This is a genomic window from Uliginosibacterium sp. H1, assembly GCF_036017065.1.
GTDB lineage: Bacteria > Pseudomonadota > Gammaproteobacteria > Burkholderiales > Rhodocyclaceae > Uliginosibacterium.
Genome location: NZ_JAYXHR010000003.1, coordinates 375,258 through 391,583, shown reverse-complemented (window position 1 = coordinate 391,583; position 16,326 = coordinate 375,258). Strand labels below are relative to the sequence as shown.

Here is a 16,326-nt window from a genome sequence, read left to right as displayed (position 1 = left end):
TAAGCCCGTAGGCCGATGCTTACGACTGGCATCGCCCACAAGACGCTGGCCACGCGGACCGCAAAGAAATCCCTTGCGCCTCCGGGCCTTGCGACCTGGGGCAAATGCTTGCGGCTGCCAACACCGTGCGCGGCTTGACCCTTGCCGGCAGAAAAGCGCGGGCGCACGGCCGACAGTCCGCATGGCAGACTCGCACGACAACCAGGGGGGCCAATGGAAGCATCCGTTCCACGAGGAGATGCCGACGCCATCAGTTTTCTGAGTGGCGGCGGTGACATGGGTGCCCGCATACGCGGGAAGGACTGGCGCCAGACACCGCTCGGTCCACCTGCGCAATGGCCCAACAGCCTGAAAACGGCGGTGCGGATCATCCTCACTTCGCGCCAGCCGATGTTCGTGTGGTGGGGGCCGCAGCTCATCAACCTCTACAACGACGCCTACAAATCCATCGTCGGCGGCAAGCACCCGCAGGCGTTGGGCCAGCCGGCCGCCGAGGTATGGCGCGAAATCTGGGACGAGGCCGGCCCCCGCGCCGCCTACGCCATCGAACGCAACGAAGGCACCTACGACGAAGCCCTGCTCCTCATCATGGAGCGCAACGGCTATCGCGAGGAGACCTACTACACCTTCTCCTACAGCCCGATCCCGAACGACGACGGCAGCATCGGCGGCATCATCTGCGCGAACAGCGAAGACACCTCGCGCATCATCGGCGAGCGCCAGTTGCGCGTGCTGCAGGCGCTGGCCGCGCAGAGCAATTCGGCGCAGACCTTCGGCGAAGCCTGCGAGCGCGCCGCCCTGGCGCTGGGCGAGAACGCCGGCGATGCGCCCTTCGCGCTCATCTATCTGTTCGATGCCCGCAGCCGCGTGTTCGAACTCGCCGGCGCCGCCGGCATCGGCGCCGACCACCCGGCCGCACCCGCGCGCATCGCGGCGGGCGATGCCTCGCCCTGGCCGCTGATGGAAGTGCTGGACTCACACGCGCACCAGGTCGTCGGTCCGCTGCAGGAACACTTCCAGCAGTTGCCGCGCGGGCCGTGGCCCGAGCCGCCCAGCCACGCGGTGGTGGTGCCGATAGGCACCTCCGGCGAATCCGGCCAGGCCGCCGTGCTGGTCGCGGGGCTCAACCGCTTCCGCCTTTTCGACGCCAGCTACCAGCGCTTCATCGGCCTCGTCGCCGCGCAGATCTCGGCCAGCATCGCCAGCGCGCAGGCCTACGAACGCGAACGCCAGCGCGCAGAGACGCTGGCCGAGCTGGACCGCGCCAAGACGGCCTTCTTCTCCAACGTCAGCCACGAGTTGCGCACCCCGCTGACGCTGATGCTCGGGCCGCTCGACGACCTGCTGGGCAACAGCCTGCTGCCGGCAGCACTGCACGACGAAGTACGGCTGGTCCGGCGCAACGGCGAGCGGCTGCTCAAGCTGGTGAACGCCCTGCTGGACTTCTCGCGCATCGAGGCCGGCCGCGTGCGCGCGGTGTTCGAGCCGGTGGACCTGTGCCAGCTCACCGCCGACATCGCGAGCAACTTCCGCGCAGTGGTGGAACGCGCGGGCCTGTCCTTCCGCGTGGACTGTGGCCCCATCGACGAGACGGCCAGCCTCGACCCCGACATGTGGGAGCGCATCATCCTCAACCTGCTGTCGAACGCCTTCAAGCACACCTTCGAGGGCGGCATCGAGGTGACGCTGAAAGCGCAGCACGGCATGGCCACCCTGCAGGTGCGCGACACCGGCGAGGGCATCGCGGCCGACGAGTTGCCGCGCATCTTCAACCGCTTCCACCGCGTCGACGGCGCCCGCTCCCGCACCCACGAGGGCACCGGCATCGGCCTGGCGCTGGTGCAGGAGCTCGTCAAGCTGCATGGCGGCCGCATCGAGGTGGACAGCGAACCCGGCCGGGGCACGGTGTTCAGCGTGTCCATCCCCCTCCAGCAGCAGGCGCCACTGGACGCACGTCCCGCCACCGACAGGGCCGGCGGTCGGCACGGCGCCTACGTGGAAGAGGCCGCGAGCTGGCTGGGCGAAGGCGCGGCGCCAAGAAACGCCCTGCTTGCCTTGCCCGCCCTGCCCCACGCCGGGCCACGCCCCCGCGTGCTGGTGGCAGACGACAACGCCGACATGCGCGACTACATCAGCCGCCTGCTCGCCGAACGCTACGACGTCACCGCGGTGGCGGATGGCGACGCGGCCCTGCAGGCCGCCATGCAGGCGCCGCCCGACGTGCTGATCACCGACGTGATGATGCCGAAGCTGGACGGCTTCGGCCTGCTGAAGGCCTTGCGCGCCGAGGGCAAGACGCTATCCACGCCGGTCATCATGCTGTCCGCCCGGGCGGGCGAAGAGGCGCGCGTAGAGGGCCTCAGCGCCGGCGCGGACGACTACCTCGTGAAGCCCTTCCATGCGCGCGAACTGCGGGCACGCGTCGACAGCATCCTGGCGCTGTCCCGCCAGCGTCTCGAATCCCGCACCCGCGAAGCCGAGCTGCAGGCGGAGACCATCGCGGTGCTGGAGAGCATCGATGAAGGCTTCGCGGCGCTGGACAGCGAGTACCGCTTCACCTACGTCAATGCGCAGGCGGAGCGCCTGAACAGCGTCAAGCGCAGCGAACTGCTCGGGCGCGTGCACTGGGATGTGTACCCGGACACGCTGGGCACCGCGCTGGAGCGGCACTTCCGCGCTGCCATGGAAGAGCGCGTCGCCCAGCATTTCGAGAGCCTCTACGAGCCCTGGCAGCGCTGGTTCGACCTCGACGTGTACCCCAGCCGCAACGGCGGCATCTCGATCTACTACCGCGACGTCACCGAGCGCCGCCGCGTGATGGCGGAACTGGAAGAGTCCGACCGCCGCAAGGACGAGTTCCTCGCCACGCTGGCCCACGAGTTGCGCAACCCGCTGGCGCCGCTGCGCAACGGCCTGCAGATCCTGCAACTGGCCGGCGAGCGCGGCAACAACGAGATGGCCACCCAGGCGCGCGCCATCATGGAGCGGCAGTTGCAGCACATGGTCCGCCTCGTCGACGACCTGCTCGACGTCAGCCGCATCAGCCGCAACAAGCTGGAGCTGGAACGGCGCGACCTGGACATCGCCACCGTCATCCGCAGCGCGGTGGAGACCAGCCAGCCGCTGATCGACGCCAAGCGCCAGCAACTGACGGTGACGGTGCCGCTGGGCGAGACCATCATCTCCGGCGACCACGTGCGCCTCGCGCAGGTGTTCGCCAACCTGCTGAACAACGCGTCGAAGTACACCCCCGCCAACGGGCACATCAGCCTCGCCGCGGCGCGCACCGGCGACAGCGTGATGATCAGCGTGTCCGACGATGGCAATGGCATTCCGCCCGACATGCTGCCGCGCATCTTCGAGATGTTCACCCAGGTGCCGCAGAGCGCGGGCCAGTCGCAGGGCGGCCTCGGCATCGGCCTGACGCTGGTGCGCCGCCTCACCGAGCTGCACGGCGGCACGGTGACCGCCCACAGCGACGGCCAGGGCCTGGGCAGCCGCTTCGTGGTGCAGCTGCCGCTGCAGCAGCCCAGCATCGCACCCGACGAAGGCCTGCCACCGGCAACGCCCGTGAGCACGCGCCTGCGCATCCTGATCGCGGACGACAACGAGGACGCCGCCTCCAGCCTGGCCGTCATGCTGGAGCTGTCCGGCCACGACACGGTGGTGGCCAACGACGGCGAGCAGGCTGTCAGCCTGGCCCGCGAGGCGCAGCCGGACGTCATGCTGCTGGACATCGGCATGCCACGCATGGACGGCTACGAAGCCTGTCGCCAGCTCCGCGCCCTGTCCTGGCCCCGCCCGCCGATGATCGTCGCCCTGACCGGCTGGGGCCAGGCCCAGGACCGCCAGCGCTCGGCCGCCGCAGGCTTCGACGCCCACCTGGTCAAGCCGCTGGATGTCGACGAGCTCAACCGCTTGCTGCGCGAGGCGGCGTCCGCCGGTGCGGCGACGGTCGGGGAGACATGAGCCGACGCCGGAGCGCAGCCTGCGGAGTGCGGACTGGACTGAGGCCGATGGCGCGCCGACGGATCGCGGTCACGGCACCGCCGGGGTAAAGTCGCGCAGTCCCGGAAACCGGAGTTCACGTCATGTGGATGCGCCGCCTGCTGCTCACCGTCACTCATCTGCTGGCACTCGGCACGGGATTCGCGGCGGGCATCTACGCCCTGCCGCTGCTCACCGCGCCTGCGGCTCCCGGTACCGAGGCCATCACGCGGGCAAGTGCCGCATCGACGTACCGCGGCCAGTTCCGTCGCGACCTGAAGGACAGCGACGCGCTGCACTGGGGTGAAGGCGAGGTGTCACTCGGCCCGCAGGGCATCGCGCTGGCGGGGCGGCTGGCGCCGGGGCCGGACTACAAGCTGTACCTCTCCCCGGTCTTCGTGGAGACCGAGGCGGACTTCGAGCGCATCAAGCCGCAGATGCTGCGCGTCGGCGATGTGAAGACCTTCGAGAATTTCATCGTGCCCCTGCCCGACGGCGTGGATCTCGCGCGCTACGACACGGTGGTCGTGTGGTGCGAGTCCTTCTCGCAGTTCATCACCGCGGCGAAGTACCGCTGACCTTTTCCGCCCAACCCGCAAGGAGGTGCCGGCCATGCAGAAACCCTTTCCCGCCGTGGTGACCGAGATCCCGGTCAGCGACATGGCCGTCGCGCTCAGCTACTACGAGCAGTGCCTGGGCTTCACGGTGGACTGGGGACGCGAGGGCGGTGGTATCGCGCAGGTGTCACAGGGGCAGTGCCGCCTGTTCCTGACCGACACCGCCTTCCGCGAGTACTTCCGCAACGCGCCGCCGGTCGTGGCGTGGTTCAACCTCGACAGCAAGGAAGAGGTGGACGCACTGCATGCGCGGTGGCTGGCCGCCGGCGCGAGGATCACCCATGCACCGGAATCGAAGTCCTGGTCCCGCCTGCATGAGTTCGTCGCCGAGGACAGGGACGGCAACGTAATCCGCGTGTTCTACAACTTCTGAGTTGCGCGGCGCCTGCCCGGCCGCGCCGCGCCGGGCAGGTTGCACCGTCAGTCGGCCCTCACGCGGCGGCGCGGCGCGCGTCCTGCAGGGTCGCCGTCCGCATCACCTCCTGCTCGCCATGCCGGGCCAGCACCTCCATCAAAGCGCGGCGGATGAAGATGCCGGGCTGGTCGGAGGCCATGTGCTGTTCGAGGTTCATGCGCGTGTCCAGCGGCAGGTCGTCGTCCACGAAGGCCAGGATGTCCTTGTCCTCGTCGAGGATCTTGCGGTCGAAGGCGTTGATGGTGGCGGCTGGCACCTGTTCCTCGGTGTCGTTGCGGTAGCTCCATTGCACGACCATCGTGCGGGTGTCGTCGATCGGCGTGGCGGCGGAGATGATGCTCTGCACCAGCCCGGTGGGATAGGTGATGTGCATGCGCCGCGCGCAGGGCATGTACCAGTCCATGACGACGGTGCGCACGGTCTCGTCGCTGGCAATGCCGATGTGCGCCTTGCCGGCATCCGGGTTACGCACCGGCTGGGTGATGTGCATCACCAGGCCATGCTCGTGACGGGTCACCTTGCCCAGCGGCGGCTGCGGCCTGTCGTTGAGACCATGCATCGCCTTGTGCACATAGGCCTGGTGCGCGAAGTCGAAGGTGTTCTCGATGAAGCGCAGCGCACCGCAGTTCCACTCTTCGTAGAACTGGTCGATGCGGCGGTAGGCGGGGTCGCCGTCCTCGGCCAGCTCCGGGATCGGCGCCAGCGGCTCGTCCAGCGCCACCCACAGGTAGCCGTAGCGCTCGGCGATGCGGTAGGCCATGACGCGCGCGCCGGGCGGGATCTTCTCGTTGGTGAATTGCGGGATCTTCACGCAGGTGCCGCTGCAGTCGTACTGCCAGCCGTGGTAGCCACAGACGATGTTGCCGTTCTCGACGTAGCCCTTCGAGAGTTGCGCCGTGCGGTGGCAGCAGCGGTCCTGCGCCACCGCCGGCACGCCATCGGCATCACGCCACAGGACGATCTTCTCGCCCAGCAGGGTGAAGGCTTGCGGACGGTCGGCCGCGAGCATGGCCGCCGGCATGACGGCGTACCAGAACTTGCGCAGGGCGGGTTGGCGAGTGATGAGCATGGTTTTCCCTTTTCTGATGTTGAGGCAGCGCGATGGGCACGCGACGGCCGGACATGAAGACCAGTGCCTGCCGGACGCCTGTCTCGGGAAAACCTGCGGAGGGGTACGAAGCACGTGCCGACATCCCCTGCCGCATGGAAGCCCATGCAGCCGCCCTGAGGCGCGCAAGCCGCTGCGCGAACGCGGTGGCTGCGAGAGCAATGTCCTGAGGCGGGAATGGCGTGCCGGTCACCCGGCATGCAGCGAAGCCGCCTCTGTCTGCTTCTACTCTGATCGTGGTCGAGCAAACCACATGCCATGCCGGCGTGCGGTGGGTGATAAGCCTCATGCCTGCCGGGCAGCGGGCGGGAGAGCCGCGCCAGCCATGGGTTGGCGGCGGGTTGAGCAGCAGACGGCCGCTGCCATTGCGGCGCCGGGCCAGGCGCTTGAACGCGTCACCGGTCATCGCGCGCACCGTTGGCGAGCGTGCCCGCACCACAAACGATGTCCGAGGGCATCGACGCGCCCTGCCTCGCCGCTCGCGCCTTTGGGCCGGGTTCAGGCTGGACCGGAGCTGCGCCGAGCAGATACCCCGTGTGCCTGACAGGCGCTCTCGTCCAGCATTGCTCAGGCCTGTTGTTGGGCTTCGCTGCGCTCAACCCAACCTACCGCCGGAGTGTTGCGCCACGCTGTGGGCCCAGGTTGGATTGAGCGCAGCAAAGCCCGACACGTGCGCCCTCCCGGGATGCTCGATCCGACCAGCCGATGGCCCGCACATTCAACAGACAACACCGGGCGACCAGAAAGCAGAACGGCCCCGCAGGGCCGTTCCGTCATTGCTACTGGTGCAGTGCTCAGTCCGTCAGGCGGCGGATGGCATTGATGCCGCGCGAGATGGCGCCACGCAAGCCGCTTTTCTTCTTCTCGCCCTGCGGCTGGCCGCCACCCGACTGGCCGTCGTTACGCGGACCACCGCCTTCGCCACCCTTGCCGCTGCGACGACGACGATTGCCGTTGCCACCACCGTTGCCGCCATTGCCGCCCTGGCCACCACCCTGGCCGCCCTGACCACCATTGCCGCGCTGTCCGCCCTGACCACCCTGGCGGCCACCACCACCGCCATTGCCACGGCGACCATCGGCACGATTGCCATTGACCTCGGGCGGGGTGCGCTCCGGCCGGCCGATGACGTTGCCGTTGACTTCAGGCTTCTCGAATTCCGGCAGGACCACGTTGCCATTCACGTCACCGTTCTCGTCACGCGGATAGACGATGCGCGGCCCCTTCTGCTTGTTGCCGGCGCCACCGCGACCAGGGCGGGCACGGCGACCGGCCGCCGGCATGTCGCCGGAACTGGGGAACTGCTGCTGCACGTTCTGCGGCATGCCACCTTGCGCGCCGCGCTCGCCGCGTTCGCGACGCTGGCCACCGTTGGCACCGCCGCCATTTGCATTCGCATTGCTCCCGTTCCCGCCCTGACCACCGCCACGACGACGCGGCTGGCCATCACCCTTGGGCGGGCCTTCGCGGCGCGGCGGGCCTTCCGGACGCGGCTGGCCGCCTTCGGCGCGCGCGACCGGCTGGGCATCGCCACGTGCACGCTGGCCTTCGCCACGGCGTTGCTGGCCCTGACCCTTGCCCTGGCCTTCGCGGCGCTGGCGCGGCTCGCGCGGCGGACGGGCTTCGTCCTGCTGGCGGTTGGCCGCAGCCGTCGCCAGCGCAGCCTCCATGTCGAAGTCTTCCACCTCGATGCGCGGCAGTTCGCGCTTGATCAGCTTCTCGATGTCGGCGAGCAGCTTCTTCTCGTCGCGGCTCACCAGCGACAGCGCTTCGCCACTGGCGCCGGCACGGCCGGTGCGGCCGATGCGGTGCACATAGTCTTCCGGCACGTTGGGCAACTCGAAGTTCACCACGTGCGGCAGTTCGGAAATATCCAGGCCGCGTGCGGCGATGTCGGTCGCCACCAGCACCTGCAGCTTGTTGCTCTTGAACTCGGCCAGCGCACGGGTGCGGGCGTTCTGGCTCTTGTTGCCGTGGATCGCCAGCGAGGGGATTTCCTGCTTGGCCAGGTACTCGGCCAGGCGGTTGGCACCGTGCTTGGTGCGGGTGAATACCAGCACCTGGAACCAGGCCTTCTCCTTGATGAGGTGGGCCAGGACGGCACGCTTCACCGGCTGCTCGACGAAGATGACCTTCTGCTCCACCGCTTCGGCGGTGGCATTGCGGCGCGCCACTTCGATCATCGCCGGGCTGTTCAGCAGGCCGTCGGCCAGCTCCTTGATCTCGTCGGAGAAGGTGGCGGAGAACAGCAGGTTCTGGCGCTGCTTGGGCAGCAGGGCCAGCACTTTCTTGATGTCGCGGATGAAGCCCATGTCCAGCATGCGGTCGGCTTCGTCCAGCACGAGGATTTCCACGTCGGCGATGCTGACGGTCTTCTGCTGCACGTGGTCCAGCAGGCGGCCCGGCGTGCATACCAGGATGTCGACGCGGCCCTTGAGCTGGTCGATCTGCGGGTTGATGCTGACCCCGCCGAACATGACCATGGAATTGATGTCGAGGTACTGGCCGTAGCGGCGTACGCTCTCTTCCACCTGGGCGGCCAGCTCACGTGTGGGCGTCAGCACCAGGGCGCGGATGGCGCCTTCGCGGCGGGCGGAAGTGGTGGAAAGACGCTGCAGGATGGGCAGCGTGAAGCCGGCGGTCTTGCCGGTGCCGGTCTGTGCGCCGGCCATCAGGTCACCCCCGGAAAGCACGGCCGGAATGGCCTGCATCTGGATGGGCGTGGGTTCGGTGTAGCCGCGTTCGGATACAGCACGAACAATGGGCTCGCTGAGCCCCAGTGTCGAAAAGGACATTAAAACCCCTTGGGGGATAAGCACTGCGTCGACCTGTTGCGGCGGGGAGCCGGCAACACCAGTCAAGGAGGACGAAGCAGATTCAGAAGGACAGACGCACGACAGGGGACTGGTTTTGGTTGTCGTGCGCGCCAGAGTCTAGCGGAAAGCCACTGTGTTTTGGCAATCCCACTTATTCGTCAAATTCACCGCAAACTGTTGCCAAATTTGGTACAGCCATCGGTCGAACTAAATATATTTTTGATTTGTAAGGGTTTTTACGCGACGCCCTGCATGCCGCTTTCTAGAATCCGCTCACTGCACACCCACCAGGCGATGTGCGGAAACACCTAAAACAAGCCAGTTTCTGGCGATTCAGGAGGCAGGTTTCATGCGTCACACCCACCTTATCGGTGCGTTGGCGCTGGCATTCATGGCCAGTGCACACGCCGCGACCGACTACCCCAGCGGCTACACCAAGTGCGTCCAGAACACCGGCGCGCTGTGCTCGTTCAGCGGCACCCGCTCCGTCGCGCTCGGCAAGTCCGGCAGCTTCGTCTACGGGACCTTCACCAGCAGCGTCGTATGCAGCAGCGGCAACTTCCCGAGCAACAGCTTCACGACCTCGGCCTGGTGTTCGTACAGCAATACGACGAGTAGTTCCTCGTCGAGCTCCAGTTCTTCGTCGAGTTCTTCTTCGAGCTCGTCCTCCAGCTCCTCTTCTTCGAGCTCCTCTTCCAGCTCTTCATCGAGCTCCTCGTCGAGCAGTTCCTCCTCGAGCAGCTCCTCCAGCAGTTCGTCTTCGAGCAGCTCGTCCAGTTCCAGCTCCTCGACCGGTGGTGGCGCCCCCTCCACCGCCACCCGCCCGCAACTGTCCGACAGCGTGGCCGCCAACTACACGATCGCCAGCTTCCTCGGCAGCTGGACGCCGGGCACGATCTCCACGCCGTCGTCGCCGAACTACACGGTGGGTTCCAGCAGCACCTACAAGACCGTGCAGTCGGCCATCAATGCCGCCATCAACGCTGGCGGCTCGGCGCGCAAGTACATCCTGGTCAGCCCCGGCACCTACATCGAACTGGTGTTCGTGCCGGAAGGCACGCCGATCACCCTGTACGGCGCGGGTGCGGCTTCCGAGGTGAAGATCCAGATCGGCACCAATGCGCCGATGACCGGCAGCGCCTACGCCTCGATGGTGAAGGCCAGCAACTACACCAGCACCGGTCAGTCGTGGATCAACAACTGCGCGGGCAAGAGCACCATCGGCACCACCTGCTCGTCGGGCTTCATCGTGCAGAACACCGGCTTCCAGGCGAAGAACCTGACCATCACCAACACCTACCAGGAAGTGAACGACACCGCGCAGGCCGTGGCCGTCTACACCGAGGCGGACCAGGTGCACTTCGACAACGTGCGCATGTACGGCAACCAGGACACGCTGTGGGTCAGCGGTGCGGGTCGTCGTTTCTACGCGCAGAACTGCTATGTCGAAGGTGACGTGGACTTCATCTTCGGCCATGGCACCGGCGTGTTCGACAACTGCCAGATCAACTACACGGCCGTGCGCAAGAACGGCAGCGCCATTGCCGCGCCGAGCACCCTGGCGGGCAACATGGGCTTCCTGTTCAACGGTGGTTCCTTCACCGGCTCCAACGGCGCCAGCAACGTGTACTTCGCACGCCAGTGGCCGCAGAGCAGCCTGTCGAACCCCATCGGCAAGATGATCATCCGCGGTGCCAACATCGGCAGCCACATCCGTACGGCGACACCGTGGAAGGACTGGAGCAGCTCCAACCCGGTGAACTACGGCTCGGCTTCGTCGCCTTACCTCGGCGAATACCGCAACACCGGTGCAGGTGCCGCGCAGTGAGGTTTGAGGCACCAAGGCTCTGAAGCGAGCTTCACAAAAACGGGCGCTGCGGCGCCCGTTTTTCTTTGTGTGACGCCGCCTGGTCCTTCAGGGCAGAAAGCCCGCCGCGTCGATGCGTACGGTGTCGGCCGGAATACCCTCGTCCGCCGTCAGCTCGACACGGGTCGCAATGTCGCGACGACGCAGCGCCTCGCGCAAACCCTCCGCAAACTTCATCGCGTCCTCCTGCGTCGTTGACTGCACGTGCAGCCGCAGGCTGGCGGGTGGCAAGGGCGTGCGACGCACGAGGGCCTGCAGCCATTGCTCCGGCGAACTGGCGAGCGGCACGGACTCCACCGGCAGGTCGCTGCGTACCGGCGCCAGCGCGGCGGCGGTCGCACGCTGGACGGCGGGTGACTGGGGTGCCGACGCCATGGCGGCATCGCTGGCGGCGCGCTCACGCATGGGTGCTGCCTTGGCGGCCGGTGCAGGTGCCGCGGGAGGAGGTGGTGCGGCGGCCAGGCTTTCCGGCATCGGCTCGGCAGCCGGCACTTCCACGATCACGGCCGGTGGTGGCAGCGCTTGTGGCGGGACTGGCGCAGGCGCTGCTGCGGGTGCTGCCAGTCGACGTTCGGCAAAGGCCGATGCGGCGGCGATTTCCTCTCGCGCCTTTGTCGCGTCTGCCACTGCATCAGGCTGCGACGCAACGCGTTTCTCCTCGTCCTGCGCGCGAGTGCGGGATGCCTCGCGCTCCGCGGACGCCTGGCGATCCTGCGCGGAGGCGACAGGCGCTCCGGCGGACCGGTTGCGCACGGTGGGCTCGGCCGCAGGTGCAACTGGCTTTTCAGACTCAATGGCCAGTTGCGCTGGCGCGGCGGCGGGCACTTCGTTCAGTGCCACGTTGTCGGCCGGCGCCTCGCCGCGCATCAGCCACTGGGTCGCCACGCCGGCAACCAGGGCGGCACTCGCCGCCAGGCCGAGACCGGGCAGCCAGCGGAAGCGCGGTTTGCGCGCCACCACCACGACAGGGCGTTCGCTCTTTGCCGCCTGCTGCCTGTCCAGCCACTCGCGTGTACGCGCGGAGATGTCGCCGCCCAGCACCGCGGCCGCATCGTCACCGCGCGCCAGTTGTGCGATCACTGCCTCGCGACGGGGTGCCTGCTCTGCCTGCAGCTTTGCGGCCATGCGTGCGAAGTCGGCCTGCATGCCGGCGGGGGGCTCGAAGGACAGGATGTCGTCGGTCAGCGCCGCGGACGGTGCGTCGTGCGAGGCTTGCGCCACACGGGCTGCCTGCGCGAAATCCTCCTCCATGCGAGTCGGTGGCTCGAAGGCAGGCAGCTCGCGCAACAGCGCGGACAGGCCGTCCTCGCCCTGCAGGAAGCGTTCGAAGCTGGCGTCGTTCACAGGCTTCATGCCACGCCCTCCAGTTCGCGTCGCAACTTGCCGAAGGCATAGCGCAGGCGGCTCTTGACGGTCTCGAAGCCCTCGCCCACCACGGCGGCGATGTCCTCCACGCTCATGTCGCTGAAGAAGCGCAGCACCACCACCTCGCGCTGCGCGGCCGGCAGTGCCAGCACGGCGGCACGCACACGGTGCTGCTGCTGGCGCAATCCGGCCAGCTGTTCAGCGCCGAGATCCTCGGACGGAATGTCATGGTGCGATTCGTCCAGCTCGACACGCGTAGCCTCGTAGGCACCGCGGCGCGCATCCATCCAGGCATTGCGCGCGATCTGGAACAGGAAGCTGCGGAAGGCCGCCTCGCCCGGCTGGTAGTCGGCGCAGCGGGTCATCAGCTTGACCCAGGTCTTCTGCGTGAGGTCTTCCGCCTCGCCGGTATTACCGCCACACAGCCACGCCACGAAGTTGAACAGCGCCCGGTTGTGGCGGCGGAACAACTCGGTGGCCGGCTCTTCGATGAGGCCGTTGGCGACGAGGAGCATCAGTTCCTCGTCAGCCATGGCGGAGAGATCGCTCAGGTCGCTGAGGTCGCCGGGTTCAGGTTGGGACATGCGCGCAGTATAGACAGCCCTCTGTTCGTCGTTCCTGAGAAGCAGAACTCCAGTGTCGCTGCGTCACGAAAGCAGCTATGCAAAAAGAAGCGTCACTGGGCCCCTGCCTCCGCAGGGGCGACGGAACTCCTGTCGTGTGGCTCGACTGTGGCGTCAGCGCTCCTCTGCCCGCGCCTGCACCTCGACAGGTGCGCGCGTAGACAGCGACTTCGCCAAATCCACCATGCGCAGGAATTCGCCGCGATAGCCGTAGCGGTCGGCACCGACGCCCTGCGTGGCGAGCGCGCGCACGTCGTCGTAACGCCAGGCACCGGTGTGCTCGCCGCCGCGCAGCAACTGGCCGAAGCCGGCCACGGCGGTGGCGAAGCGGAACTCGCTGCTCATCTGCGTCGCGGCTCTCACCGCATCACGCGTCACCACGCTGTCCAGCAACTGGCTGCTCTGCGCGCCCGGCTGCTTGTAGCGCAGCTTGACGTGGGCCAGCTCGTTCGCGCTGCCGGCGGTGACGGTACCGCTGCGTCCATAGCGAAGTTCATCGACCAGCCCCTTGCCGTCTGCCGGTGTCAGCTCGTACAGCGCGGTCACGGTGTGGCCGGCGCCGATGTCACCGGCATCCACGCGGTCGTTGTTGAAGTCCTCGCGCTTCAGCGTACGGTTCTCGTAGCCGATCAGGCGGTATTCCTTCACCGCCGCCGGGTTGAATTCGACCTGGATCTTCACGTCGCGCGCAATCGTCGCCAGCGTGCTGCTCATCTCGTTGGCGAGCACCTTGTGGCCTTCCATCAGGTTGTCGATGTAGCTGTAGGCGCCGTCACCCGCGTCGGCGAGCTGCTCCATCAGTTGCTCGTTGTAGTTGCCGCCGCCAAAGCCGAGCGTGGACAACGCGACGCCCGACTGGCGCTTTTCTTCCACCATGCCTTTCAACTGGCGGAAATCGGTGACGCCCACGTTGAAGTCGCCGTCGGTGGCCAGCAGGATGCGGTTGATGCCGTCCGGAATCCAGGCCTGCTGCGCCGCCTGGTAGGCCAGCGCGATGCCACTGGCACCCGCCGTGCTGCCGCCGGCGCGCAGGCCGTCGATGGCCGCGGCGATGCGCGAGCGCTCGCTACCCGGCGTCGGCGGCAGCACCACGCTGGTGTTGCCGGCGTAGGTCACCAGGGTGATGCGGTCCTGCGGCCGCAGTTCGTTCACCAGCAGCTTGAGCGAGGACTGCAGCAGCGGCAGCTTGTCCGGCGAGTGCATGGAGCCGGACACGTCGACGAGGAACACCAGGTTGGCCGGCGGCAGGCTGGCCTTGGCGAGGTCCTGCCCCTTGATGGCGATGCGCATCAGCAGGTTGCCGCTCTTCCACGGCGCGGCGGCCAGCTCGGTGTGCACGGCGAAGGGATGTTTGCCCTGCGGCGGCGCGTAGTCGTAGGGAAAGTAGTTCACCAGCTCCTCCACGCGCACCGCGTCGGCGGGCGGCAACTGGCCGGCGTTCAGCAGGCGGCGCACATTGCTGTAGCTGCCGGTATCGACGTCGATGCTGAAGGTGGACACCGGCGCCTGCGCGACCTGCTGCACCGGGTTGGCGGTGAGCGACTGGTAGCGCTCGCGCTGCTCCGGCTGCGCCGGGTGCAGAAACGGTGCGGGCATTGCGGCGATGTGAGCGGGCGCAGCGAACTCACGGCCGGCATCGGCGGCGGCCGATCGACGGGCGTCCTCGCGCAGCCTGGTGGCAGGCGGCGCGGCCGGCACGGGCGGGGCCGGTTCCGCCTTGAGGGTGTGCTGGCGCTCCACAGGGGTAGGCAGGGGTGCCGGAAGGGTGCGGGGTTGCTGCGTCTGCCCCAGGCTCTCGGGCGCAGCGGCCTGGGGGGCGACGGCACTGTCCTGCGGCCCGTTGGCGCAGGCGGCGAGCAGCAGGGCCAGGCCCAGCGCGCCGAGGCGTGGCGCGGTCGAAGGCGAAGTTGAAGTCGTGCTGGAGGGAATTTTCGGTTCTCCGGTGAAGTCGGTCAGGGTCGGGAGCCGCCGTGCACTGCGTCCCTGTCACTTGAACGAACCAGCCGGGATTCCGGGGTCAAACCAGCCCGGAAATCTCCGTCCCCATGAAAATCAGCGACTTAGCCCCCCGTCCCTGAGCGGCGTTCATGGCGCGATGAGAACATTTCACCCAGCCAGAACCGCCATACAGCCCGCGCCGGGCAAGGGCGTCTTGCTACAATCCGCGCTTAATCAACACCCTGCCCCCAGGACAACCATGTTCTCCCGCAAAGACATCCTCTCCAAGGTCGACCCCGAGCTGTACGCGTCCATCGCGGACGAAAACAAGCGCCAGGAAGACCACATCGAACTGATCGCCTCCGAAAACTACGTGAGCGCCGCGGTCATGGAAGCGCAGGGCTCGCAGCTCACCAACAAGTACGCCGAGGGCTACCCCGGCAAGCGTTACTACGGTGGTTGCGAGTACGTTGACGTCGCCGAGCAATTGGCCATCGACCGCCTGAAGAAGCTGTTCGGCGCCGAAGCTGCCAACGTGCAGCCGAACTCCGGTTCGCAGGCCAACCAGGCCGTGCTGATGGCCTTCGCCAAGCCGGGCGACACCATTCTGGGCATGAGCCTGGCCGAAGGCGGCCACCTCACCCACGGCATGGCGCTCAACATGAGCGGCAAGTGGTTCAAGGCCGTCGCCTACGGCCTGAACGAGAAGGAAGAGATCGACTACGACCAGATGGAGCGCCTGGCCCACGAGCACAAGCCGCGCATCATCGTGGCCGGTGCCTCCGCCTACTCGCTGCGCATCGACTTCGAACGCTTCGCCAAGGTGGCGAAGGACGTCGGCGCCATCTTCTGGGTGGACATGGCCCACTACGCCGGCCTGATCGCCGCCGGCTACTACCCCAACCCGGTGCCACACGCCGACGTGGTGACCTCCACCACCCACAAGACGCTGCGCGGCCCGCGTGGTGGCGTCATCCTGATGAAGGCCGAGCACGAGAAGGCGCTGAACTCCGCCATCTTCCCGGGCCTGCAGGGTGGCCCGCTGATGCACGTCATCGCCGCCAAGGCCGTGGCCTTCAAGGAAGCCGCCACCCCGGCCTTCCGCAACTACCAGGAACAGGTCATCGCCAACGCCCGTGTCATGGCCCGCGTGCTGACCGAACAGCGCGGCCTGCGCATCGTGTCCAACCGCACCGAGAGTCACGTCTTCCTGGTCGACCTGCGCGCCAAGAAGATCACCGGCAAGGAAGCCGAAGCCGCACTCGGCAAGGCCCACATCACGGTGAACAAGAACGCCATCCCGAACGATCCGGAAAAGCCCTTCGTCACCAGCGGCATCCGCATCGGCAGCCCGGCGATGACCACGCGTGGCTTCACCGAGATCGAATCCGAGCGCATCGCCCACCTGGTGGCCGACGTGCTGGACGCACCCAACGACGAAGCCGTGCTGGCGAAAGTGCGTGGCGAAGTCGCCACCCTGTGCGGCAAGTTCCCGGTCTACGGAGACTGAGGATGAATGACGGGGAGAGTCTGTTCGCAGGCGCGGTGCCCACCGCGCCCTCCCCCGTTGCCACGACGAGGCGCAGCCAT

At 67.4% G+C, this 16,326-nt stretch carries 10 protein-coding genes; 5 read left to right on the top strand and 5 right to left on the bottom strand.

Annotated features, from left to right (window positions below; genetic code table 11):
• Positions 1–276 precede the first annotated feature (276 nt).
• The 3 genes from VVD47_RS18380 (at position 277) to VVD47_RS18370 (ending at position 4,977) form a co-directional block, all read left to right on the top strand.
• Positions 277–3,969 (top strand): ATP-binding protein, encoded by a 3,693-nt coding sequence (locus VVD47_RS18380; protein WP_327604969.1) that lies wholly within the window; start codon positions 277–279, stop codon positions 3,967–3,969.
• 122 nt (positions 3,970–4,091) lie between these two features.
• Positions 4,092–4,565: a DM13 domain-containing protein gene (locus VVD47_RS18375; RefSeq protein WP_327604968.1), complete on the top strand. Its 474-nt coding sequence runs from the start codon at positions 4,092–4,094 to the stop codon at positions 4,563–4,565.
• 34 nt (positions 4,566–4,599) lie between these two features.
• Positions 4,600–4,977, top strand: a complete 378-nt coding sequence (locus tag VVD47_RS18370; RefSeq protein ID WP_327604967.1) for a VOC family protein — start codon at positions 4,600–4,602, stop codon at positions 4,975–4,977.
• 58 nt (positions 4,978–5,035) lie between these two features.
• Here the strand turns inward: VVD47_RS18370 and VVD47_RS18365 are convergent, their stop codons facing one another.
• Together VVD47_RS18365 and VVD47_RS18360 are read right to left on the bottom strand one after the other, a co-directional pair.
• Complete coding sequence (locus tag VVD47_RS18365; RefSeq protein WP_327604966.1) at positions 5,036–6,088, bottom strand: aromatic ring-hydroxylating dioxygenase subunit alpha; 1,053 nt, start codon at positions 6,086–6,088, stop codon at positions 5,036–5,038.
• A gap of 833 nt (positions 6,089–6,921) precedes the next feature.
• Entirely contained in the window at positions 6,922–8,922 is a 2,001-nt protein-coding gene (locus VVD47_RS18360; protein WP_327604965.1) for a DEAD/DEAH box helicase, read from the bottom strand.
• Between the two features lie 370 nt (positions 8,923–9,292).
• Between VVD47_RS18360 and VVD47_RS18355 the strand changes: the two genes are divergently transcribed.
• Positions 9,293–10,771, top strand: coding sequence for a pectinesterase family protein (locus tag VVD47_RS18355; protein WP_327604964.1), 1,479 nt, complete (start codon positions 9,293–9,295; stop codon positions 10,769–10,771).
• Positions 10,772–10,858: 87 nt separating this feature from the next.
• Here VVD47_RS18355 and VVD47_RS18350 read toward each other — a convergent pair whose 3' ends face one another.
• From VVD47_RS18350 to VVD47_RS18340, 3 genes are all read right to left on the bottom strand, one after another.
• Positions 10,859–12,163, bottom strand: a complete 1,305-nt coding sequence (locus VVD47_RS18350) for a hypothetical protein (RefSeq protein ID WP_327604963.1) — start codon at positions 12,161–12,163, stop codon at positions 10,859–10,861.
• Positions 12,160–12,759, bottom strand: coding sequence for a sigma-70 family RNA polymerase sigma factor (locus VVD47_RS18345; protein ID WP_327604962.1), 600 nt, complete (start codon positions 12,757–12,759; stop codon positions 12,160–12,162). The genes VVD47_RS18350 and VVD47_RS18345 overlap by 4 nt, the downstream gene beginning before the upstream one ends.
• Positions 12,760–12,912: 153 nt before the next feature.
• Positions 12,913–14,394: a vWA domain-containing protein gene (locus tag VVD47_RS18340; protein ID WP_327604961.1), complete on the bottom strand. Its 1,482-nt coding sequence runs from the start codon at positions 14,392–14,394 to the stop codon at positions 12,913–12,915.
• Positions 14,395–14,995: 601 nt separating this feature from the next.
• Here VVD47_RS18340 and glyA point away from each other — a divergent pair.
• Entirely contained in the window at positions 14,996–16,246 is a 1,251-nt protein-coding gene (glyA, locus tag VVD47_RS18335) for a serine hydroxymethyltransferase (RefSeq protein ID WP_327604960.1), read from the top strand.
• Positions 16,247–16,326: the final 80 nt, after the last annotated feature.